The following is a 22,566-nucleotide window of genomic DNA, read 5'->3' on the forward strand; positions in this document are numbered from 1 at the left end:
AATTGGTAATAATTGAATTTCATACTAATTATCTAACTATTAAAAGTTAAGGTACAAAAGTTGAAGAACTAAAAATTTCTACTTTTTTCTTGATTTCTTTCTGAAATAAGGTTTTTCCAAGTGTCTTTAGTATATATAATACCATTATTTGAGTGCACTTTTATTGAATCTCTATGTTTTTCTGAAGTGTAAGAATAACATACACCGGTACTTATTCCCCAATTAGTAACGTACCTTATTGGGTTAAATGGTGAAATAGTATCGATTAAATGATTTAGGGTTCTTAGATATTTATTTTCTTTAACGCCAATTTCGGTTAAGTGTATATATTTATCGTCTTTATCCTTAATATATCCCATAATTTCAGCGTTAGCATACGAATAAAGAGTGTTAATAAACATATGTAAAGATAGTAAGGCGCAAGTCATTAAATGTAAATTATAAAGGCGAACGGTATAATTATAATAAAATAATACTAAAGGCATAACGCTAATTTTAACTAAGTTCTCAGTAAAATTGCTTAATTCAATATGTGTATATTTGTTTTTAGCTTTTTCAGGGTAGTTATTATTTGCATAAATACCGTCTTTAATAGGGTAGGTAGTATTACTAATAGCTGTTAAATTAATAGGTAATTCTATTTTGTCTGACTCAGGGAAAACTGTAATAAGTAATCTATTTGTCTCTAAAACTAATTTCATAATTTGATCGGTAATTGATTTAAAAGAGTTACGATCATTTTTATGGTTGGGGTCAAAAGCCATTAAACAAAATATAGAAAAGAATTTTAAACCTATTAATTTTGTAATAGTTTTTGATGATAAAAAACGCTCTAAAAATTTAAAATACTTATCTTTAAATAAACCTATTATCATAAAATTAATTAAAAGTGCTAATCCACTATACGCTTTAAAGAAAGTTATTAATTTATGTTTTAAACTAACCTTTATTTTTGGAAAATGATATTTTTGTAAGTCGGTATATCTATATTGCATCCTTGTTTGATCAATAGCGCCTTCTATATCATCTAATATTTTTTGTTTTAGTTTTTTATAGTTATTCTTATCTTCAAAAAAATACTCTACATTTTCTATATCATCAATAAGGTTTTTTAGGTTCTTTATAAAGAGAGTTAGGCCTGTAGACCAAGATATTCCTACAGGTTCAAAGCTATCTAAAAGTCCTTTAAAAATGTCTTCAAAATATTTTACCTTAGAAGCTTCACTTAAGTCTTTGCATTTTGCTTTTAAAGCATTTGAATAAGAGATGTTTTGCTTTCTATGATTGTTCGTAAAGTAATAATTAACTTTTTCTTGAGCATTTTTACCTTTAAATTTCGATGCATCTTCATTTTCTTGTATTAATAAATATTCAAATACTTGTTTAAAGAAGTACATTTCCTCGGTTAATGAAGATGGCTCATATTCAAATTTACTATCTTTTTCATTATATTTAATAAAAATCTCATTAATTTTAACAAGCTTAATTCCTAAATTTACAGTTGATTCTTGCTGAGATTTTGCTTCATAAAATGTTGAATTAGATTCACTTGCATTAGAATGTAAATTTTCGTTTCCTGACTTTAAACTTACTATAACATCATCTAATGTAGAAGCTGCCATAAAAGCTTCACGCAAACTTGTTACTAATTTACTAATGCATCTTTCTTTATATTTATTCTTAAAAATTTTTTTATCATTATTAGAAATTTGATCTGAGTTCGTAAAATTTTCAAATAATTTATCAAAATTTTCTATCCTATCATTAGTAAAATGTCTAAATACAATTTTCTTTGCAGTCTTAAATTTGTCACTATCGCTTAATTTTTTGCTAACTTTATTGCCTGTATATTTTTTAACAAAATCAACTAAATCTTTTTGATTGTTTAAACCATTAATTTCAAGCGCTACATCGTTTGTCTCGTTACTTAGCTCAAAATTAAAAATATAAGTTTTATTAATTTTAGGTGTAGTTACTTGAAATTTAAATTGATAGTTCTGCGTCTTCATAGCGCTACTTTAAAATATTAAAATTTTTACGTATTTTAATAGTAAAGTAACCTTTTGTCAATAAATTGTCATTTATATAGTTATATAATAAACTATTGAAATTAATATAAATGAAAAATTATTTTATAAAAATTAAGGGAATTATTTATTTTCCATATAATTGGTCTGCTCTCTTTTCAAAAGAATCAATCATTTTAAATAATGCTTTTTCAAACATTATACCAATTACTTTTTCTAAAATTTTTGAATTGAATTTAAATGAAATATCGAAGTCAATAATTGTTCCATTTTCAGTTTCGGTAAATACCCAAAAGTTATCTAAATGCGTGAATGGACCCTCCATAAGTTCAACAATTACTTTAGCTTGTTTTGTGTCACTCGAATATGGTGTTTTTGTAACTTTAGAGGTATATTTTTCTCTAAACCCAGAAAAGCCAATAACTAGGTCAGCTATAATTTCTTTATCATTGTAACTTAATATTCTGGACGCAGTACACCAAGGAATAAATTCCGGATAAGATTCAATATCAAGAACAAGAGTATAAAGTTGTTCGACGGAATAAGGTGATATGCGATGTAATTTTCTTTCAGGCATATGGTTTCTTTTATGCGCTAACTTTTTTTAAATACTCTTCTCGTGCAGCGCGTAGTTTTACAAAATCATCGCCGGCATGATATGAAGAACGAGTTAATGGAGAAGAAGAAACCATTAAAAATCCTTTAACTTTAGCCATACGTTCATAATATTTAAACTCTTCAGGAGAAACAAATCTATCAATAGGTGCGTGTTTTGGAGTTGGTTGTAAATATTGACCTATTGTTAGGAAATCAACTTCTGCAGCTCTTAAATCATCCATCACTTGTAGCACTTCTTCTTTAGTTTCGCCAAGGCCGAGCATTAAGCCAGATTTAGTAAAAATGCTAGGGTTTAGCTCCTTAACTTTATGTAATAGATTAAGAGAATGAAAATATCTCGCACCTGGTCTAATTTGGTTATAAAGCGATGGTACAGTTTCAATATTATGATTATAAACATCGGGACGTGCTTGAACCACTATTTCTAGTGCTCCTGGTTTTCGTAAAAAATCAGGAGTAAGAATCTCGATTGTTGTATTTGGTGAAGTTATTCTAAGTTTATTTATGCAATTAGCAAAGTGATTTGCTCCTCCATCTGGTAGATCATCTCTATCAACTGAAGTTATAACAACATGTGAGAGTCCTAATTTACCAACTGCTTCTGCAAGCCTATCAGGCTCATGTGGGTCGAGAAGATCAGGAGTACCAGTTTCAATATTACAAAATCTACATGAACGAGTACAAACAGATCCAAGAATCATAACAGTTGCATGTTTTTGAGCCCAACATTCCCCAATATTAGGACAAGCAGCTTCTTCACATACGGTATTTAATTTAAGTGATTTAATTAATTCCCGTGTTGAATTATATTCTTTTGAAATAGGAGCTTTAACTCTTATCCAGTCAGGTTTGCTTCTATGAGTGCTTGGTACTGTCATTTTATATGAAAGGCTTTAAATTGATTTAGTTAGAATATAAAAAATCTCATTTAAAAGGTCAAGAGAAATGGGGTTGTAAATTAGTTAATAAATCTACAATCTTAGCTGATATTATTAACATCTTTAGTAGCTAGGTCTAACAAAATTAAATCGTGCAAGTATTAATTTATTTACAAATGTATAACAATTAGTATAGAATAATTATTTGAAGTTAAAATCATTTATTGAGGTATACCTTGATCTCGATCATAGGCATTATAACAACTTTTGTATTATTGTTTGGTAGTTATACCTTATCAGGTGGTAAATTTGGTATATTACTACATGCTTTACCTTTTGAAGGTGGTATGATTTTAGGAGCAGGATGCGGTGCATTCTTAGTTTCTAATAATGGGCATGTTGCCAAAAAAACTTTAAAATATCTTTCAAAAGTATTTAAGCCAACAAAATGGAAAAAACAGGATTATATAGACGTTCTTTTATTATTATTTGAAATAATTAAAACAATGCGTACAAAAGGTATGGCAGAGCTTGAAGGCCATATTGAAAATCCACATGAAAGTGAAATTTTCAAACATTATCCAAGAATTTTAGAAGATCATTTTGCTGTTGATTTTATATGCGACACCTTACGTTTAGTTAGTATGAATATGGAAAACCCATATCAAGTTGAAGATATGATGAATGAAGCTATTGAAAAGCATCATCACGAAGCAACTCATCCTGCGCATGCAGTGCAAACAATGGCTGATGGATTACCAGCGATTGGAATCGTTGCGGCTGTACTTGGGGTTATTAAAACAATGGCAAGTATTACTGAGCCACCAGCAGTACTTGGTGCTTTAATTGGAGGAGCGCTTGTAGGAACATTCTTAGGCGTATTCTTTGCTTATTGTTTCGTTGGCCCTTTTGCAAATAAAATGAAAGAAGTTGCCGAAGAAGAAGGTGCAATCTATCAAGTAATTAAAAAAGTGATTGTAACAAATCTTCATGGTGCCGCTCCACAAGTAGCAGTTGAAGTTGGGCGTATAGCTGTTCCATCACATCTACAACCTACTTTTAAAGAAATTGAAGAATCTCAACAAAATGTTGGTAAATAATAATTATTATTTCTCTAAAATGCCTTGATACACTATGTTATATTTGCTATTAATATAAATGGTAATTTATTAACAAAGTTTAAAGGTGTATTAATGTTAAATAGTATGTTAAGAATTTTTTGGTTAGAAGTTGCTAATGTATTTTTACAAGTTGGACGTCAACCTTTAAATATTCCGGAAACTCATTCAAAACCAGTATCATATCCATTATTAAGAGAAAATGCACAAAACTTAACTTCGCCTCAAGATAAAATAAAAGAGTTAAAGAATTATTCAGCAAAATTTAACTTAAATATTTTTTTAAGTCATGAAGGGGGTGAAGAAATTTTAAAATTTATACTAAATAATAAAATAAATTTCGAAAGCTATAAAAAATTTTTGAACCTACCTATAGATAATCAAAGTGTAATATTTACAAGTGAATTAAGTTTAAAATTATTTAAAGATTGTATAAAAAATATTGATGAATTAAGTGCAAAGCTTAAAGGAATAACTACTAATCTTGATCACTTTTTCTTAGAAGGGAAATCTTATCAATATATGATATGTTTACTTTCAAATCCACATTTGCATGATGAAATACACGATCATCCTAATATTATTAAAACAAGTGAAAATAATCGTATAAGAGTAGAAATCCCGAACACTAATATTCGATCTAAACTTTAATATTATGTAAGGGTTGGAGTATTAGATTTGCCATTATTTTTAACAGGTGGAGTAGGCAATGGTTTGTGATTACCTCCACTTTTATTATGGCTAACTGGTTTCGCTCCTGGGATCGCTGGTAAAGCTTTTTTAGGTTTTTGAGAAGGATCAGTAGTCTTTGCGGCTTCTGATCCTTTATTACTTTCAACATTAGTAGAATTTACTGCTTGTTGGTTATTTGTTTTATTTTGAGTTTGATTAGTGCTTTGAGTTTTTTCATCATTCTGAGTGGATTTTTCATCTTGCCCTCCATTATTTAATTGTGGTTGATTAGTTTCTGTAGTTCTAGGTGTAACGGATTTATTTTCTTCTTTTTCTTCTTCAAGTGAAAAAGGTCCATCCATTTCGCGCTGGCGTTCATGGCCTTGCTTCTCAATTTCATTCTCTTCAGTAACATTAACATTAGTAGAGTTTTTCTTTTTATCTGCCTTATCCATTCTCTTATTAACAACAGCTCTTTTGATTGCAATACCTGCTGGAATTAATCCTGCAGCTAAAAGTGGAATTCCTAAAAAAGGGAGGCCTGCAAAAATACAAGCAAGGCCAGCAAGTCCTAAAAATACTGCAGCTAAGGCTGGTGTTTTAACATTTGCACGTTTTTTCTTATCATCAGGATGATTTTGATCATTAACCCCCTGTTGTTGTGGGTCTTTTGCTGTATTTTCTTCTTCAACTCTAACATTTGAGTCTTTAGGCATAATAAAATCTCTTGTTTACATGGATATATTAATATTTTAACTAATTTTTATTATTTAAACAATAGTAAATGTATTAATTTAAATATTTATTGAGTGTTATTTTAATATCTTCTATAAAAGAAATAGTGCAAAAGTTTTTAATTTCAGGAAGTTGTAAACTCTATGGAATCATTATTTAACGGAATTCATAACGTAATTTCTTTTCTTTTAATAATAACTTTAATAGTTTTCATACATGAGCTCGGGCATTATTTAATAGCAAAATTCTATAATGTTAGGGTTAGGGTCTTTTCTATTGGTATGGGAAAGGAGCTTATAGGGAAATTTGATAAATCAGGTACCAGATGGCGCCTAAGTTTACTACCAATAGGTGGATATGTAAGTCTTTTTGGACATAATGAGTTTTTATCTCAATCAAAATACAGTCCAACTAAGCTTACAGAAGTAGAAAAGTCTTACGCGTTTGATTTTAAACCAATTTATCAAAGGTGCTTGATTGTCTTCGCAGGGCCATTATTTAACTTTATATTATCATTTATAATAATATGCAGCATATTCCTTGCTTATGGTTACACTTATGTTCCAGCAAAGATTGGTAAAGTTGTTAAAAATATGCCAGCTTATGAAGCAGGGCTAGAATCAGGTGATTTAATCACTCACTACAATGGTAAAACTATTACTTCCTTTTTTGACCTTCAACAAAACATGTTGTTAAATACCGGGGAAGAAGTCAAATTAACCGTTAAAAGACATGGTGAGGAAATAAAGTTAAAGTTAACCCCAAAAATTGAAGAAGTAGAAGATTTTGCAGGTTATAAAGTGCAAACTCCACGAATAGGAATTACAGATGCAGGTGCTGAAGTTAAACAACTTAAAGTACGTGAAGCTGTAGTTATTACTGTTGATGAAATATATAAAATGAGTGTGGCTTCTTTAACTGGCCTAAAACAAATGATTTTTGGTCAAAGAGATTTAAAAGATTTAGGAGGAATTATCAGAATTGCTGATTACTCAGGTAAATCTACACAACAAGGTTTTAAAAGAACAATGTGGTTTATTGCAGCGCTTTCACTAAACCTTGGATTATTTAATTTACTTCCGATACCTGCTCTTGATGGTGGTTATATAGTAGTTTATTTACTCGAGTCAGTAATTGGTAAAAATAATGCTGAAAGAATAAATGCTGTTGCAATTAAAGTTGGAATCGCTATTATTTTTTGCTTAATGTTATTAACTACTTATAACGATATTAAAAGCGTAATACTCAATTAAAATGGCTTAAATTTATGAAAAAGCTTCTGTATACTTCAACATTATTAATTTCCTTAAATTCTCTAGCATTTGCAGAAATAATTTCTAAAGTTGAAATTTTAGGTAATAAAAGAATCGATAATGAAACTGTTAAAATGCATATTAATATTAAAGAAGGTGATAATGTATCACAACTTCATATTGATGATGCATTAAAAAAGCTATATGCAACAGGGTTATTTAAAGACATTAAAATTGAACATGAAAAAGGTAAATTAAAGGTTTTATTAAAAGAAAACCCAATGATTTATACCGTGGCTTTAGAAGGAAATAAAAGAGTTAAAACAGAAGATATCATACCTGAATTATCACTTACTCAAAGATCTATTTTAAATAAAAATAAAGTTCAATCTGATGTTTCTACTATTCAAAGAATATATCAAAAAAATGGTAGATATGCTGTTAGTGTTTCACCTAAAATAATTGAGCTTCCACAAAATAGAGTAAATTTAGTTTACGAAATAAATGAAGGGCCAAAAACACTTATTGGAAAAGTGGTTTTCTTAGGGAATCAAAATGTAAGTGCAGGGAAGCTTAAAGATATTATTAATAGTAAGGAAGCTAAATGGTTCCGCTATTTAAGTAAAAGTCCAAATTTTGATATTGATAAATTAAGTTACGATAAAGAATTAATTACTCGTTTCTACTTATCACGTGGTTATGCTGATGTAACTGTAAAAGAGCCAGTGGTTGAGCTTGATACAGATAAAAACTATTTTGTTTTAACCTTTGTTATAAATGAAGGTAAGGTTTACAAATTTGGTGATATAGCACTTGAAAGTGAAATTAAAAATGTAAATCTAGATGATCTTAAAAAGCTTATCAAAACAAAAGAAAATGCAACATTTGATAATACAAAAATTGAAGATACTGTAAAATCAATAAACGAATATATGGGCGATAAAGGCTATGCGTTTATTGATGTTGATCCAGAAGCAAATAAAGAAGAAGATAGAGTCAGTTTAAAATATAACATTAAAAAAGCTCCTAAATATTATGTAAATAAAATTAATATTAAAGGGAATATCAGAACTTACGATAAAGTTATTAGACGTGAATTTAAAGTATCAGAAGGCGATGCATATAAAGTTTCTGAAATTAATAACGCCGACAAAAGACTTAGAGATTTAGATTATTTTGAAACAGTTAATATTGATGTGGAACCATCAACAGAATTTGAAGATAAAATTGATATCAATGTTGATGTTAAAGAAAAATCAACTGGCTTTATGAATTTAGCAGTTGGTTATTCCGATGGTGCAGGTCCTATTGCGAAAATTGCTTTTAGAGAATCTAATTTCGCAGGCCGTGGGCAAGATGTTTCATTAAGCGTTCAAAAAGCAAAGCGTACAACCGAATTTTCAGCAAATTTTGTTGAACCATATTTTATGGATAATGATTTTTCACTAGGCTTAGACTTTGAAAATGTTTACTTCGATAAAACTAGAGATAGTCATGCGGATAGAGCATTTAGTAGAAAATCTTATGGTTTTGGTACAGCGATTGGTTATGACTTAACTGATAATTTAAAACACAGTGTGTTTTATAAAATTAGAAAGGACAGAATTACTGATTTATCAGAAGAGGCTTCTATTTTACTTAAAGAACAAGCTGGAACAAACGTGTTATCATTAATTGGTCACAGTTTTAATTATAGTACATTAGATAGTAAACAATATCCAACTAAAGGATTGAATGTTGTTCTTACTCAAGAATTTGCGGGTGTAGGAGGGGATTCTTCATTCTTAAGGCATGAAATAAGATCAAGTTATTATGTTCCTGTATATAAAGAAGACGTTGTTCTTTCATTTCATGGTAATTCAGGGATAGTCAACACAGTAAATAGTAAGAAAATTATGCTTGCTGAACGTTTCTTTATTAATGGAAACGACCTCAGAGGTTTTAGAGATTACGGTGTCGGCCCACGTGATAAAAGAACTTTAGAAGCTTTAGGTGGTAATTTCTACTATACAGGGCGTGTTCAACTTTCTGTGCCACTAGGTTTACCTAAAGAATTAGATATGAAAGGTTTATTCTTTACTGATTTTGGTAGCTTAAAAGGGCTTGATTATAAAAACTATACTAATATTACTAAATCAGGTGTATATGATAGAGGTAATATAAGAGCGTCATATGGTACAGGTGTTGCATGGGATTCACCAGTAGGGATGATAGGCTTTAGCTATGCAGTTCCATTTAAGAAAGCACCATTTGATAAAGAGAAAAAATTCCGTATAAATATTATGTCTGAGTTTTAGTATAAATAGTAATTTGGTGTAAGCTAATTTTAACTTACACCAAATTTATTCAATACCTGCCACTATTTATTATTTTCCTTTGCTACTTGAATTAGATTTTTCTTCTTCTTTTTTTTCTCTAAATGAAATTTTAGGTTTTTTATTAGGAAAAACTTTCTCTTCTTTTTCTAATTTTCTTTTTTTACTTTCAACGGAGCTTCTTACATCAGTATTATCAACTATTATAGCATCAAGAATATGGTCGTACTCTTCTTCACTTTCCTCCCTAACATTAGTGTTGTTAGTTGTTATTTCAGGTTCATTATTTATAAGAAGTGAACTTGCATCAAATTCAAATAATTTTATTGCCTCACATTCGGATAAATTTCCTAAATATGAACAAATTTTACCAAGTATATCGTTAGGTAAAATAATCAAATTATCATTATTATAAGTAACTACTCCATCGCCTTTTAAAATGTATTTAGAAACAAGTTTTAAGGCTCTTAAATTCTCAATTACAAAGTTAATAGCAAATTGCATATTGCCAGTTTTATTATGAAAGTAATTGATTAAATTTTGTTTTCTAAATAATTCATCGCTTTGAGTATCCTCGGTCATATTAAGAAAAAGATAAGGGGGTAATTTTCTATTTGATGGAGAAGGGTTACGCCATGCGTTATTAATAAATAATATAGGTGGTTGTTCAACATTTTTATATTTTTCTCTAATATCTCGAGTGCTGTTACACATAAAATCGATTTCATTTTGATCGGTAAGATGTAGTCTTTTGCACAAATTTGTGTTTCGAGTTTTCCAAAAATTTTGCCAGAAAAATAGTTTGCTCTCTAATTTTTGATAAAGTTCTGAAATAATTTCATTTGTAAAAAAGTTATTTTGAATGTGAGAGAATATTTTTTGTTTAAAAGCTTCTTCACTAATCTTATGAGGGTTACTTTCACTATCTCTACTTACAATATAAGCGAGTTTAATTTCGATTGGCTCTAGCTCTTTTAAATTTATTACACAGGATAAATATATTTTTATTAATGATATATAAGGGCATACATCAAAAGATAAAAAGTTTGGAAAATTTAATTTCTTTAAAATTTGATCTTTAATAAATTCAATTTCATGTTTATCTAATTTATCTTTATATTTATTAATTATATATAAAGCTTCATCATAATAACCATTTTCAATTGCAATATTAATTGGTGTTTTTTTATCTTTATTATTAGCATTTATATCAGCGCCGCTATTCATCAAAAGGTCAATAATCTTTTTCCTTTCTTCAACCTTTTTCTCAACATTATTTCTTTTTTTAAATAAAATATGTAAAGGATTGTTATTATTGGTATCTCGAATGTTTGGGTTAGCTTTATGATTTAATAGTAACTCCATTAACCTCGAATCTAGCTTTACCGCTGCTTTAAATAAAGGCCTTGCGCTACTTTTTTTATTTTCCTTTTTTCCTCTTGCTAATTGTTGATCGGGATCTTCACCTTCTTTTAAAAGTTTTTCTAAAATTTTATAATCAATATTTTTTAATTTTTTTTTAGATAAGATTTCACCGATGCTTATATTTTCTGTAGAGATATTTTCAAGTCTTTTTTTCATGAGATTAACCGTAAATAGATTGAATGCTTAAATTAAGGTTTAATTATTTAATTTATTAAGCTAATTATTAACGTTAAAAATGTAAAAAGGAAATAAAAAAAAGGCCTCCTAAAGAAAACTTTAGAAGGCCTGGAGAGGGTATTTATGAGTAGTTGAAATTAAATTTCAATAAACGAATTCATAAGTGAATCAACACCTTTAGCTTTGCTTTCTCTACGAGCCATTTCATTATCTAAAAAGCTTGGAGCAGAGTTTGATAAAGCTTCTTTAACTGAATCAGCTAAATTAATTTTTTCTTTAGCTTGCTCAGATTTACTTAAGTTTTCCATACGTAATGAATCAGATAAATCTTGTTTCATATCATAGAAGCTACTTGCTGTTAAATCTTCAACTTTTAAATTTGATTCAACTTCTGGAAGAGCTTTATTTTCTTTTGTAAATAAATTACCAACCATTTTAGCAGTACCTGTAACAGCTTTATATGCTGTATTTGTTGTAACAGCGGCTGTTGTGCTTGCTGCACTTCCAAGTGTTGCTACATAGGTCATTCCTGCTAAGTTATTTGTAAGGGTTACAGATGGTACAACCGATGGCCAAAATGAAGCAGCTTTATAAATTAAAGTTGCGCCTAATTTACCACCACCAAATCTTGCAGCACCTAAAGCTATAGCTGAAGATAAAGGCCCCATCATTGGAATAGTAACTGGACCAAATCCTAATACGCCCATACCTGCAACTGCACCTGTACCGAGAACACCAGCCCATTTAAGAGCAGTAGAACCCCAAGAAGACTTGTTTTCTGTATTTTTTGACATTTTATATACCTATAAAAATTAAAACTGTTTTTACGATCTAGATGTATATTAATATATTATTAACCAAATGTCAATAGAGTGTTTAAAAATTAATTATTATATTGTTTGAATTTTCATCTTTTAATTAATAAGCTTTATATTTCAATAGATTAATTTTAATTAAGAGGAGAGAGTAACGGTTTAACATACTAAAATTAATGATATTTACAAGTAAGTGATTGAAGTATAGAAAAAATTTCTTGTCTAAATATAAATTATATGAGAATAATTTATTATCAATTTAGAGGTAAAACATGAAAGTCAAAAGTTTATCATTAATTATTTTAACCTTAATATTAATTACAGGTTCTGCTGAAGCAGCGGTAAATGCAGCTAATTATATTGTAATGGATATTGAAAAAGTTATATATAATTCAAACGCTGCACAAGATGTTCGTAAAAAATTAGAACAGGTAAAAAATAAATTTCAGCAAGAAATTGAACAAAAAGAACAAAAATTAAAAGCTGAAGAAGATATTCTTAAAAAAGAACAACAAAAGCTTTCTCCAGAAGCCTTTGAGAAGAAAGTTCGCGATTTTCAAACCAGAATTGCTGAATTACAAAGAGGCATTCAAATTAAAAGAGGCAAATTAGAAGAAAGCTATGAAAAAGCTTTAAATCAAATTAACGAAGAAGCTGGAAAAATTATTGTTGAAATTGCTCAGGAAAAAAAAGCTGACTTAGTTCTTCCAACTAGTCAAATTCTTTTCGCTGCTGAAGATTTAAATATGAGCGAAGAACTTGCTAAAAGGCTTAATAAAAGAATTAGTAAAGTTAATGTAGACGTTAAATAGTAAGAACTGTCTATATTATGCGCTATCAAAAGGCGGGTTATTTAAATAACTCGCCTTTTTTTATTTAAAAAGTTAAGGGTGATTCAATACATTAGGAGTGATAGAAGATCCATTGGTTTTAATATTCCTAAAACTTATTGAATTTCGATTAAAAATTTTGCTAAGAAAATACTCGTTTTGTTTTAAAGTATATTCCTGTTTAGAGGCTTCTTCTATAAACTTATAAATTACTTCAACTGAAGGAATAAGCTTTAATTGAACTTTTTGTTCTGCCTTTCCTAAAAAATAATATAACATATTAAATTTCATTCTCAAATCTTCAATATTCGGTGTTTGCTGCTTATCTAAATCATTTAAAATTGTTGCAATTAAATCATAATACATACTGTATAAAGTAACTTTGTCATTTAAGTGAGTCCAAACTATTGTTTTAAAGCAATGTATAGCTTTTTCATAGGTACAGGAGTAAATATTTAACAGTCCAAAATGATAATTAATTGTTCTAGAGGCAGATAAATTTACTTGTTGTAGTAAGTCTATATTTTCGCATAGAACAAAGTATCTATTAGCATGTTCTTGAATGAGTTTAGCATTAGTAAATTGGCTAAAATCGAATTTTTTTTCAAATTGAATTAAATTATCTAATTTTAATTTTAGAAATTTATCAATTACAGCTTTGTTAAAATTATTTGCAATTAAGTCCTGTAACACCATTTCTAAGAAGTTATCGGTTTTAATTAACTGCTTCGGTGTATAATGCTTAGTGAAATATAAATTTATCACTATCAAGCATACATTACTAAATAAGGCTTTTTCACCGTAGCTTTCGTTAGTAATACCTCGAGACTTACTAAATTTTAATAATCCGAGGAAGTCATTTATTGAATTAAATAAAACTTTTAAATCGTTACCTTCATTTTTATATTTTTTTACTCCTAGGTAAATTTGTTCAACTAAATATGGGGTTATAGTAATATTTTCGGTAAATCCAATTAAGCTTGCAATTGATTTAAAGGTTTCATTTAAATCAATACTTTGAACAATATGAGTTAGAGGGCCATTTGTTGAAAAGGTTTCTTTAATGTTGTATTGAATATCTTTACCTATAGAGCTAAGTGACATTTACCCTCCTATTAAAATGATTTAAATCATTTAAGGTAAAAATTAAAAAAGTCAAGAAAATCAATGACTTAAATAAAAATTTTAAAAAATAAAATTAAAAAACTAATATTTATATTTAATTATAAAATTTACATATTTGATTTAAATAGAAGTATTTTAAAAGATATTTAACGTATATTTGAAAAAATAATGAATAAAGAGTTGATATCTGTAATAAAGCCTGTTTATAATTTACTAATGATTTATTAAGTTGTAATGGAGTAATTTGCATGTTAGAAACTACTAATAAAGTAATTGATACTTTATCAATATCAAAAGCTTTACAGGAAGCTGGCTTTGATAACCCTCAAGCTGAAGCAATTAGCCAATTAGTTGGTGATATCATTAGTAAAATGAATTTTGATCCTGATGTGGAAAGAGCTAATATTGAAACAAAAGTTGCTGACTTAAAAATTGATTTAGATAAAAAACTTACCGATAACCATTCAGATTTAGAAAAGGCTTTAGCTAGCTTCGTTCATCAAGACCAATTAGATGCTAGAATTCAAGATTCAGATGAAAAAAATAAATCTGAATTTGATAATATTCGTAAGGAAATGCAAAATTATTTCTATAAAGTAATTTTAAGCTTAGGTACTCTTATGACTACTTTAATAGGGTTAGTAGTAACCTATTTCGAATTTAGAAAAAACTTTCATTAAGCTATTTCTTCGACTAATTTCTTAGCGGCGCTAATTGCTTCTTCAGTTAAGTTTTCGCCGCTAAGCATTCTTGCAAGCTCATTTACTTTATCATTAATTTCAAGTTTTCTAACTTTAGTAGTTGTTGAATTATTAGCAACTTCCTTTTTCACTAAATAGTGATTTTCAGCAAAACATGCAACTTGTGGCTGGTGGGTTACAACTAATACTTGTGTGTTAGAACTTAACTCTTTAAGTTTCCTACCGACTGCATAAGCAGTAGCTCCGCCAATACCAGTATCAATTTCATCAAAGATTATTGTATTCGCTGTTTTTACTTCACTTAAGGCAATTTTACATGCAAGCATAAATCTAGATAGCTCACCACCTGATGCAATAGTATTTATTTTATCAAGTGGAGCACCAGGATTTGTACTTACTAAAAATATAACTTCATCAAATCCATGTTCATGCAAATGATCAATTTGTTTAATCTCAACCACAAACTGAATTCTATCCATTTTTAAATCTTTTAATTCAGCTTTAATTCTATCTTCTAATAATTTTGCCGCTTTAATACGTTTGGAAGAAATTTCTTTGGCAAGTTTTAAATATTCTTCTTTTATACCTATTAATTTCTTTTCAATCTTTGCTACTGAATTATCGATTGATTGAAAATTTCCGATTTTTTCTTTTATAGAATCTACATAATTTGCAAGTTCATTTACAGTACAGCGATATTTTCTTGCAGCGCTCTTAAGTTCCATAAGCCTTAGTTCAACTTGTTCTTCATCAAAATTATCATGAGAATAGGCATTGATTTTATATTCAAGACTCGATGTAATTTCAAAAATTGTTGAATGAACGCTATCTAATTGGTCACTTAAATCCTCAAGTCCTAATTGCTCAATTAATCCTTGATTGCGGGCAAGTATCCTTTGAGAATTACTAACTGCTTGTGAAATATTAGTGCGGATTATTTCATTATTTAAATTATGCAAAGTTTCTAACATTTTATTTTTTTGAGAAAATGTATTCTTTTTATCAATTAATTCTTCTTCTTCGTTCTCTTTAGGATCAAGCTCATTTAATTCATTTAATACAAAACTAAGGTAATCTTGTTCTTGCTCAAGCTTTTCTTTCTGTTGTTTAAGCTCGCTAATTTCTTTAGTTAGATTTTGGTATGCAGTATATTTAGCTTTAACTTGTTCAAGTAATGCATCGTTTTCAGCAAATTCATCAAGAATAATTCGATGATAACTTTGCTCAAGCAACCAACGTTGGTCATGCTGACCATGAATTTCAATAATATGTTCCCCAATATCTTTTAAAGTGTTAATGCTCACAGGGATGTCATTTATAAAAGCTTTAGTTCTACCTTCTTTATTTATTATTCTGCGAATAATGATTGATTTATCATAGTCTACAGCTAATTCTTCAAGTTTTACTTTAACTTTGTCGTTAATTTCAAATTCACCAATAACATATCCTTCTTCAGTTCCGTGGCGTAATAATTTTGCAGTAGCTCTATCGCCTAAAACGAAACTTAAAGCATCAAGAAGAATAGATTTACCTGCACCGGTTTCACCAGTTAATACTGAAAGATTATGATAAAAATTAAGGCTTAGATAATCAATAAGGACGATATTTTTAATTGTTAAATTGGTTAACATATGTTTAGCATAAGAGTTTATTATTAATATACTAGATACTATAGATAAATCAAGAATTATAGGAAATATTCTCCTTACATACCACCTAATTTCACGGGATTTCCAGGAATTCAGGAAATTATTGAAATTATTAAAATTGCTGTTATTGTGTTACCTAAATAAAATTTATAAGAGTAGGAAATGGGAGTAATTACAAGATTTGCACCAAGCCCAACAGGGTATTTGCATATTGGAAATATTAGAACAGCAATTGTAAATTGGCTTTTTACAAGGAAGAATAATGGTAAATTCATGCTAAGAATGGATGATACTGATCTTCAAAGATCAAAGCAAGAATATGCAGATGCTATAATTAGGGATTTAAAATGGCTTGGTCTTGATTGGGATATTTTTGCTAAACAATCCGATAGACTTGATAGATATAATGAAGTGAAGCAGCAATTGATTAAAGATGGCAGGCTATATGCATGTTATGAAACTGCTGAAGAAATTGAGATTAAAAGAAAAATGCAGCTTTCACGTGGACTTCCTCCAATATACGATCGTGCGGCTTTAAAGTTAACTAGTGAGCAAATTTCAAATTTTGAAAAAGAAGGTAGAAAACCGCATTATCGTTTTAAAATGCTTGAGAATGATATTAAGTGGAATGATTTGGTTAGAGGTGAAGTTAAATTTAATGGGGCTCATATTAGTGACCCTATTGTCATACGTGAAGATTCCTCAATGACTTATATCCTTTGTTCAGTAATTGATGATATTGACTATAATATCACAAATATTATTAGAGGTGAAGATCATATAAGTAATACTGCTATCCAGATCCAAATTTTTGAAGCATTGAATGCTATGATTCCTACATTTGCCCATACCTCGCATATTGTTTCTAAAGAAGGAAAAATATCTAAAAGGTTAGGAGGGTTTGATATTGCAAGTCTTCGTGAAGACACTATGGAACCTATGACAATTTGCTCATTTTTTTCTAAAATAGGTACTTCTGATCCTGTTGAGGTTAGAAAAAGTTTAAGCGAGCTTGTAAATGATTTCGATATTTCAAAATTCAGCCGCTCTGCTGCAAATTATGAACAACAAGAATTAGTTGATCTTAATCATAAACTTGTTTCACAACTTTCATTTAATGATGTTAAAGATAAACTTATTTCATTAGGTATGGATAAGGTTAATGAATTATTTTGGGATGCAATTAAGGGTAATATCAACTTACTTAAAGATTCTAGAGAATGGTATGATATTTGTTTTAATAAAGTTAAGCCATTAATTGAAAACCCTGAACTTATAAATATCGCAATACAAACATTACCTAGTGAACCGTGGAACCTTGAGACCTGGCCAAGTTGGATTAAAGAAATACAACAGAAAACTGATTTAAAAGGTAAAAATTTATTTATGCCACTTAGAAAAGCTTTAACAGGTTTAAAACACGGTCCTGAATTAAAAATGTTACTTGTTCTTATTGGAAGTGATAAAGCGCTAGGAAGGCTTAAAGGTAATGAAGCTTAATTTAAAATTATTATATACCATTATTTTTATCGCTATTTCTAATTATGCTTTAGCACGAGATGTAATTCGTATTGCAGGTTCGAGTAGTATTTATCCTATAATTACTATTGTTGCTGAAGAATTTGGTTATAAATATAAACGGAAAATTCCCATTGTTGAAAGTGTTGGTACCGGTGGCGGGTTTAAACTTTTTTGCTCAGGTATTGGTGATAATTATGCTGATATAGTTACAGCTTCACGTCCTATTAAGAAAAGTGAAATTGATTTATGCAAGAAAAACGGTATTCATGATTTAGTTACTATTAAACTTGGACATGATGGAATAGTTTTTGTAACTTCAAAAGGCTCGAAGTTATCGAGTTTATCAATTAACCAGTTATTTAAAGCTCTTACGAATAAAAAAATATATGAATGGAATGAAGTAGATGCTTCTCTTCCTAAAAGTGAAATAATGATTTACGGACCAGATTCAAATACCGGAAATTATGAAATTATTTATGACCAAATATTAAAAGCTAATTGTACGAAAAGCAATGAATGCTTTATTAGGAATGATGGCGTATATATTGAAAATGGTAATAATCAAAACATAATTATGCATAAAGTTTTAATTAATGAAAATTCAATTGGAATTATACCTTATACATTTTTTATTGAACATGATGATGAAGTTAATTTAATTAAAATTGATAATATTTTACCAAGTTACAATAGTATTAAGCAAAAAAAATATAAACTTTCCCGTGAGCTTCTTTTATATGTTAAGGTTAAACATATTGATTTAATCCCTGGATTAAAAGAATTTATTAGCTACTTAAAATCTGATGAAGTTTCAGGTGAAGAGGGTATGATTGCTAAAAAGGGTATAATTACAAAGTAATTCTAGCGTTATGATTTTAAAATTATTTTTTTAATGTCTTTTTGTTAAAATCTTTGTAATAGAATTTGTATTAACAAAAATTAAATAAATATTTAATCTGATTATTTTAATAATAATTATTGGAATTTAAAAATTTTATCTTACAATAAGTGAAATATTATAAATTTTAAATAGGAAAAAATATATATGCCTGGTGGAGAAGCCCAAAGAATTCAACCTTATCCGAAACATCTTTGGTTTCTTATTTTATCATATTCAATGATTATCGTGCAATCGAACTGGTTTGATGTACGTATAATTAGAATATTTAATATGGATACAGATGCAGGTACTTTAGTTTTTCCACTTACATTCCTCCTTTCAGATGTTATTACAGAAGTTTATGGATATAAACAAGCCAGAAGGGCAATTTGGTGCGGATTTTTATTTAATGTTATTTGTATTGTTTATGGTCAAATTATTACTTCATTTCCAAGCCCTGAATATGCCACTCATAACCAAATGTTTGATAATTTCCTTATATTAAATATTAGGATAATATTTTCCTCTTTTGTAAGTTATATGATTTCAGAGCCTGTGAATTCTTTTATTATGGCTAAAATGAAAATTAATTTTAAAGGCCAACATATGGGGATTAGGTTTATTCTTTCCACTGTTGTGGCAGCGCTTTTAGATAGTGGTATTTTCGCGGTACTTGCTTATTACGGTACAATGAGTCATATGGAACTTTTTAATTTAATTATTACAATGTGGTTTATAAGAATTGTAATTGAAGTAATAGGTCTTCCACTTTCGACATGGCTTGCGGGTTATTTAAAGAAAATTGAGCATCTAGATATTTATGATAATAAAACTAATTTTACTATATTCAGCTTAGATGGTGATTATTCTACCAATAGTAATAAATTTATAGAGGAAGAGGCTTAAAACTTATTGCTGTAAAGTAAAGGAATTCAATACGTCTTGTAAAATAATATTTGCAGATACTTTATCATCTTGATCGTTTCTTTTCTTTCTAGTGAACTCAAAATGTGAAAGAGCATTGTTAGCCATTTTAGTTGTAAATCTTTCATCAAAAAGTAAAATTGGTAAATTAATTAAAGTGCTAATTTTATTTGCTTTTTCTAAGATTTTTTTGCAAGCCTCACCTTCATTTCCGTTCATTTCTAAAGGCCAACCTATTACAATTCCGGTTATATTATAATCTATACAAATTTTACTTAAATTATTCAGATCATTTATATTTATTACTTGGAGAGAAGAAGAAAGCCTTCTAAAGTCGTCTGAAAGAGCGAGGCCAATTTTTTTTCCTCCTATATCAAGCCCTAAAATTGGGCCTGATGAAGGAAGATTTAATTTAAATTCGGCAATTGTTTTAAATATCATTTTAAGTAACAAAACTACCAAATCCGCTTTAATATATTTATTTTATCAAAAAAGTAATGCTTAAATACCGCTAGAACATGGATAATTATAAGGTAAATAAGAATGTTTGCTGCAATACCATGAGTTTTCCAAAAAAATGTACCGAATTCATGATTAATTGGTAAAAAAGATGGAATAGCGAAATCAAATATTTTAATTGGATGACCACCAAAATATGACATTAAATAGCCAGAAATTGGAACAATAAGCATTAATAAATATAAAGTTTTATGTGTTAAGTTTGATAGCCAAATTTCATATCTTTTAAAAACATTTGGTGCAGGTGGGATATTACTTTTTAATCTAATTATAACTCTTGCAATAACAAGTAACATTACGAAGAAACCTATAGCTTTATGAATCCCAAAAAGTTGAAATTTAAAAGGGTCTTCTTTTGGGAGTTCTACCATTATGACACCTATTGTAAGTAATGCGATTAAAGCTACGCCTACAACCCAGTGCATGATACGCATATTTAAAGAATATTTTTCCATATGTTAACTCATTAATTATTGTGTCTTATTTATATATAACTTACTATATAAGCTTGATTTTGTAAATTAAAACCAGGTAGAGGAATAAATTATATGCAGATAAAAGAATATAGAAAAAGTATAGAAAATCAGAAATCTTTTGGCGCTAATATAAATGATGATTCTTCAAGCATTACCTTATTCCATCAACTTTACCAAACTGAACTAGATGTTCCAAAAGAAAGATTTTTTAAAGTGATGATAGCTCTGCAAAAGTTATTTGTTAAATATGAAGAGGGAAGAGAATATTATATTAATGTATTATATTGGCTTATAAATTTAGCTAATGATATGAAGTTTAATTTACCTTTTAAGTATACCACACAGGAAGAAAATAATGTTAAATCTCTTTTACAAAAAATAGGTATACTTAGTAAAGATAATATTCTTGATATAGCAGCGAAAAATATTATTCTTTATTCTTTTCCTGAATTTGAAATTAAGGAAAATAGCGAAATTGAACTTCAGCTAATAATACCTATTAAAAGTGACATTGTTCAAACTAAGCTCAGCGAAAAAATAATTAGGCGTGTTAGTAATTATGAAGTATGGGAAGAATATTTTGATCAACTTCATATAAGAGGCGGAATAATTGATATTGCGCTTTTATTTAATAAAAATATAAAAGCAAAATCCTTACCTGAAAGTTTTAGAAATGAAGGAAGAGGAGAGAGAAAAGTTCAAAGCATTTTATATTAATTGTTTTTTTTGAACACGTTTTACGGTTCACCAAAATGATTTTGGTGTTAAAACTAAAATAAAAATATTTTAGTTAAGGTAAATAGAAGAGGTTTGAAAGCAAAACAGCTTAAGTATGATTAGTAATGTATTTATAGTTAGACTTAATTGATTTATTAAGTATAGGCTAGCCTATTTAATTAAATTAAAATCTTTAGTTTTATCTGCGCAGATATGTAAACAAGATTTATGTATAAACTCAAATTCCCATAAAAATTTATACATAAATATAAATTAACAAACCAAAAATTTTCTGTCAAATTTCTGAAGTGAATTTGTTTATATATAAATCAGTAGGTTATAAAAATTATTATTTTTTTTACGCTTTATTTAGTGGAATATTCAAATAAGTTTTAATATGTTTAAGCGCAATTTCTAACCCTTCGTATGAGATATAATGCCCAACTCCATGCATTGTATGCGCATGAACATCTAAATCATTTTCAGAAAGTGTGGTTAAAGCAATATTCATTGATTCATAAGCCACTACATCGTCTTGGTCACCGTGAAGTAAACAAATTTTTGGACGGGATTTAATTTCGTCTTTAAGTGTGGCTGGAGAAATTAAAGCACCTGAAAACCCAATTAGACCTGCTATTGGTTTATTTCTTCTAAGAATTGTGTGAAGAGAAGTGTAGGTACCTTGTGAAAACCCTAAAACAATTAATTTGTCTTCCGTTAAGTTAAAGCGCTTTAATTGATAGTCAATATATTCATTTAACGCTTTCTCTGCATTTCTAAGTAGTGAAATCATTACACTTGGGGTTCTATCATTTAAGCTAAACCATTGATATCCTTCGCCACCCATTTCACACCTTTCAGGAGCATTTGGTGAAAGAAAATGAGTAGTTGGTAAATCATTGCTCATGAATTTTGCTATATCTAGTAAATTGTAGCCATCTGCACCATAGCCATGCAGCGTAATTACTAATGAATCTGGTTTATTACCAGAAATTGGTGGAACTTCAGGGCCTGTAATCATATGTAGATGTATCCGTTAATTATAATTTTTGTTTAGTGAGATTACATTAAAATTACAAATATTACAAGTTATTGATAATTAAATATTTAAAACTACTTGATAATTATAAATTAAACTTGAAATTTATTAATATTTAACATATAATTAACTCAAAATAATAAATTAATCAA

21 protein-coding genes are annotated in these 22,566 nt (G+C 28.6%); 10 read left to right on the forward strand and 11 right to left on the reverse strand.

Annotated features, from left to right (window positions below; all coding sequences use genetic code 11):
* Positions 1–68 precede the first annotated feature (68 nt).
* From J0H68_02615 to lipA, 3 genes are all read right to left on the reverse strand, one after another.
* Positions 69–2,009 carry a hypothetical protein gene (locus tag J0H68_02615; GenBank protein ID MBN8827580.1) on the reverse strand — a complete coding sequence of 647 codons (1,941 nt, stop codon included), beginning with the start codon at positions 2,007–2,009 and terminating at the stop codon, positions 69–71.
* Between the two features lie 145 nt (positions 2,010–2,154).
* Entirely contained in the window at positions 2,155–2,604 is a 450-nt protein-coding gene (locus tag J0H68_02620) for a type II toxin-antitoxin system RatA family toxin (protein ID MBN8827581.1), read from the reverse strand.
* Positions 2,605–2,614: 10 nt separating this feature from the next.
* Complete coding sequence (gene lipA, locus J0H68_02625; protein MBN8827582.1) at positions 2,615–3,523, reverse strand: lipoyl synthase; 909 nt, start codon at positions 3,521–3,523, stop codon at positions 2,615–2,617.
* A 236-nt stretch (positions 3,524–3,759) separates the two neighbouring features.
* Between lipA and motA the strand changes: the two genes are divergently transcribed.
* Both motA and J0H68_02635 read left to right on the forward strand, forming a co-directional pair.
* The gene (gene motA, locus J0H68_02630) at positions 3,760–4,623 is read left to right on the forward strand and encodes a flagellar motor stator protein MotA (GenBank protein ID MBN8827583.1); all 864 of its coding nucleotides are present in this window, start codon (positions 3,760–3,762) and stop codon (positions 4,621–4,623) included.
* Between the two features lie 93 nt (positions 4,624–4,716).
* On the forward strand, positions 4,717–5,292 hold the full coding sequence (locus J0H68_02635; GenBank protein MBN8827584.1) for a hypothetical protein: 576 nt from the start codon (positions 4,717–4,719) through the stop codon (positions 5,290–5,292).
* A 2-nt stretch (positions 5,293–5,294) separates the two neighbouring features.
* On the opposite strand, the gene J0H68_02640 is transcribed toward J0H68_02635, so the two are convergent.
* A complete protein-coding gene (locus tag J0H68_02640) occupies positions 5,295–6,029 on the reverse strand; it encodes a hypothetical protein (GenBank protein MBN8827585.1) in 735 nt (244 codons plus the stop codon).
* A 162-nt stretch (positions 6,030–6,191) separates the two neighbouring features.
* On the opposite strand from J0H68_02640, the gene J0H68_02645 reads away from it, so the two are divergent.
* Entirely contained in the window at positions 6,192–7,301 is a 1,110-nt protein-coding gene (locus tag J0H68_02645) for a site-2 protease family protein (protein ID MBN8827586.1), read from the forward strand.
* 14 nt (positions 7,302–7,315) lie between these two features.
* Positions 7,316–9,598, forward strand: coding sequence for an outer membrane protein assembly factor BamA (gene bamA / locus J0H68_02650; protein MBN8827587.1), 2,283 nt, complete (start codon positions 7,316–7,318; stop codon positions 9,596–9,598).
* Positions 9,599–9,667: 69 nt separating this feature from the next.
* Here bamA and J0H68_02655 read toward each other — a convergent pair whose 3' ends face one another.
* Together J0H68_02655 and J0H68_02660 are read right to left on the reverse strand one after the other, a co-directional pair.
* Positions 9,668–11,197: an ankyrin repeat domain-containing protein gene (locus tag J0H68_02655; protein ID MBN8827588.1), complete on the reverse strand. Its 1,530-nt coding sequence runs from the start codon at positions 11,195–11,197 to the stop codon at positions 9,668–9,670.
* A 158-nt stretch (positions 11,198–11,355) separates the two neighbouring features.
* A complete protein-coding gene (locus J0H68_02660; GenBank protein ID MBN8827589.1) occupies positions 11,356–12,012 on the reverse strand; it encodes a hypothetical protein in 657 nt (218 codons plus the stop codon).
* 293 nt (positions 12,013–12,305) lie between these two features.
* Between J0H68_02660 and J0H68_02665 the strand changes: the two genes are divergently transcribed.
* On the forward strand, positions 12,306–12,845 hold the full coding sequence (locus tag J0H68_02665; GenBank protein MBN8827590.1) for an OmpH family outer membrane protein: 540 nt from the start codon (positions 12,306–12,308) through the stop codon (positions 12,843–12,845).
* 72 nt (positions 12,846–12,917) lie between these two features.
* On the opposite strand, the gene J0H68_02670 is transcribed toward J0H68_02665, so the two are convergent.
* Positions 12,918–13,967 carry a hypothetical protein gene (locus J0H68_02670; protein MBN8827591.1) on the reverse strand — a complete coding sequence of 350 codons (1,050 nt, stop codon included), beginning with the start codon at positions 13,965–13,967 and terminating at the stop codon, positions 12,918–12,920.
* Between the two features lie 269 nt (positions 13,968–14,236).
* On the opposite strand from J0H68_02670, the gene J0H68_02675 reads away from it, so the two are divergent.
* Entirely contained in the window at positions 14,237–14,668 is a 432-nt protein-coding gene (locus tag J0H68_02675) for a hypothetical protein (GenBank protein MBN8827592.1), read from the forward strand.
* Here J0H68_02675 and recN read toward each other — a convergent pair.
* The gene (gene recN, locus J0H68_02680) at positions 14,665–16,320 is read right to left on the reverse strand and encodes a DNA repair protein RecN (GenBank protein ID MBN8827593.1); all 1,656 of its coding nucleotides are present in this window, start codon (positions 16,318–16,320) and stop codon (positions 14,665–14,667) included. The genes J0H68_02675 and recN overlap by 4 nt on opposite strands.
* A 180-nt stretch (positions 16,321–16,500) precedes the next feature.
* Between recN and J0H68_02685 the strand changes: the two genes are divergently transcribed.
* The 3 genes from J0H68_02685 (at position 16,501) to J0H68_02695 (ending at position 19,645) form a co-directional block, all read left to right on the forward strand.
* A complete protein-coding gene (locus J0H68_02685) occupies positions 16,501–17,838 on the forward strand; it encodes a glutamate--tRNA ligase (protein MBN8827594.1) in 1,338 nt (445 codons plus the stop codon).
* Positions 17,828–18,718 (forward strand): substrate-binding domain-containing protein, encoded by an 891-nt coding sequence (locus tag J0H68_02690; protein ID MBN8827595.1) that lies wholly within the window; start codon positions 17,828–17,830, stop codon positions 18,716–18,718. The genes J0H68_02685 and J0H68_02690 overlap by 11 nt, the downstream gene beginning before the upstream one ends.
* 186 nt (positions 18,719–18,904) lie before the next feature.
* On the forward strand, positions 18,905–19,645 hold the full coding sequence (locus tag J0H68_02695) for a queuosine precursor transporter (GenBank protein ID MBN8827596.1): 741 nt from the start codon (positions 18,905–18,907) through the stop codon (positions 19,643–19,645).
* A 3-nt stretch (positions 19,646–19,648) separates the two neighbouring features.
* On the opposite strand, the gene ruvX is transcribed toward J0H68_02695, so the two are convergent.
* Positions 19,649–20,104 carry a Holliday junction resolvase RuvX gene (gene ruvX / locus J0H68_02700; protein MBN8827597.1) on the reverse strand — a complete coding sequence of 152 codons (456 nt, stop codon included), beginning with the start codon at positions 20,102–20,104 and terminating at the stop codon, positions 19,649–19,651.
* A 14-nt stretch (positions 20,105–20,118) separates the two neighbouring features.
* Positions 20,119–20,637: a cytochrome b gene (locus J0H68_02705; GenBank protein ID MBN8827598.1), complete on the reverse strand. Its 519-nt coding sequence runs from the start codon at positions 20,635–20,637 to the stop codon at positions 20,119–20,121.
* Positions 20,638–20,730: 93 nt separating this feature from the next.
* Between J0H68_02705 and J0H68_02710 the strand changes: the two genes are divergently transcribed.
* Positions 20,731–21,375, forward strand: coding sequence for a hypothetical protein (locus J0H68_02710; protein ID MBN8827599.1), 645 nt, complete (start codon positions 20,731–20,733; stop codon positions 21,373–21,375).
* Positions 21,376–21,733: 358 nt separating this feature from the next.
* Here J0H68_02710 and J0H68_02715 read toward each other — a convergent pair whose 3' ends face one another.
* A complete protein-coding gene (locus J0H68_02715; protein ID MBN8827600.1) occupies positions 21,734–22,396 on the reverse strand; it encodes a phospholipase in 663 nt (220 codons plus the stop codon).
* Positions 22,397–22,566 lie beyond the last annotated feature (170 nt).

It is taken from the genome of Sphingobacteriia bacterium (assembly GCA_017304685.1).
GTDB lineage: Bacteria > Pseudomonadota > Alphaproteobacteria > Rickettsiales > 33-17 > JAFKLR01.

Bases quoted from the DNA above. Each gene is read 5' to 3' on its own strand.
- J0H68_02615 (MBN8827580.1), bottom strand. From the start codon at position 2,009: ATGAAGACGCAGAACTATCAATTTAAATTTCAAGTAACTACACCTAAA.
- J0H68_02620 (MBN8827581.1), bottom strand. From the start codon at position 2,604: ATGCCTGAAAGAAAATTACATCGCATATCACCTTATTCCGTCGAACAA.
- lipA (MBN8827582.1), bottom strand. From the start codon at position 3,523: ATGACAGTACCAAGCACTCATAGAAGCAAACCTGACTGGATAAGAGTT.
- J0H68_02635 (MBN8827584.1), top strand. From the start codon at position 4,717: ATGTTAAATAGTATGTTAAGAATTTTTTGGTTAGAAGTTGCTAATGTA.
- J0H68_02640 (MBN8827585.1), bottom strand. From the start codon at position 6,029: ATGCCTAAAGACTCAAATGTTAGAGTTGAAGAAGAAAATACAGCAAAA.
- J0H68_02645 (MBN8827586.1), top strand. From the start codon at position 6,192: ATGGAATCATTATTTAACGGAATTCATAACGTAATTTCTTTTCTTTTA.
- bamA (MBN8827587.1), top strand. From the start codon at position 7,316: ATGAAAAAGCTTCTGTATACTTCAACATTATTAATTTCCTTAAATTCT.
- J0H68_02655 (MBN8827588.1), bottom strand. From the start codon at position 11,197: ATGAAAAAAAGACTTGAAAATATCTCTACAGAAAATATAAGCATCGGT.
- J0H68_02660 (MBN8827589.1), bottom strand. From the start codon at position 12,012: ATGTCAAAAAATACAGAAAACAAGTCTTCTTGGGGTTCTACTGCTCTT.
- J0H68_02665 (MBN8827590.1), top strand. From the start codon at position 12,306: ATGAAAGTCAAAAGTTTATCATTAATTATTTTAACCTTAATATTAATT.
- J0H68_02670 (MBN8827591.1), bottom strand. From the start codon at position 13,967: ATGTCACTTAGCTCTATAGGTAAAGATATTCAATACAACATTAAAGAA.
- J0H68_02675 (MBN8827592.1), top strand. From the start codon at position 14,237: ATGTTAGAAACTACTAATAAAGTAATTGATACTTTATCAATATCAAAA.
- recN (MBN8827593.1), bottom strand. From the start codon at position 16,320: ATGTTAACCAATTTAACAATTAAAAATATCGTCCTTATTGATTATCTA.
- J0H68_02685 (MBN8827594.1), top strand. From the start codon at position 16,501: ATGGGAGTAATTACAAGATTTGCACCAAGCCCAACAGGGTATTTGCAT.
- J0H68_02690 (MBN8827595.1), top strand. From the start codon at position 17,828: ATGAAGCTTAATTTAAAATTATTATATACCATTATTTTTATCGCTATT.
- J0H68_02695 (MBN8827596.1), top strand. From the start codon at position 18,905: ATGCCTGGTGGAGAAGCCCAAAGAATTCAACCTTATCCGAAACATCTT.
- ruvX (MBN8827597.1), bottom strand. From the start codon at position 20,104: ATGATATTTAAAACAATTGCCGAATTTAAATTAAATCTTCCTTCATCA.
- J0H68_02705 (MBN8827598.1), bottom strand. From the start codon at position 20,637: ATGGAAAAATATTCTTTAAATATGCGTATCATGCACTGGGTTGTAGGC.
- J0H68_02710 (MBN8827599.1), top strand. From the start codon at position 20,731: ATGCAGATAAAAGAATATAGAAAAAGTATAGAAAATCAGAAATCTTTT.
- J0H68_02715 (MBN8827600.1), bottom strand. From the start codon at position 22,396: ATGATTACAGGCCCTGAAGTTCCACCAATTTCTGGTAATAAACCAGAT.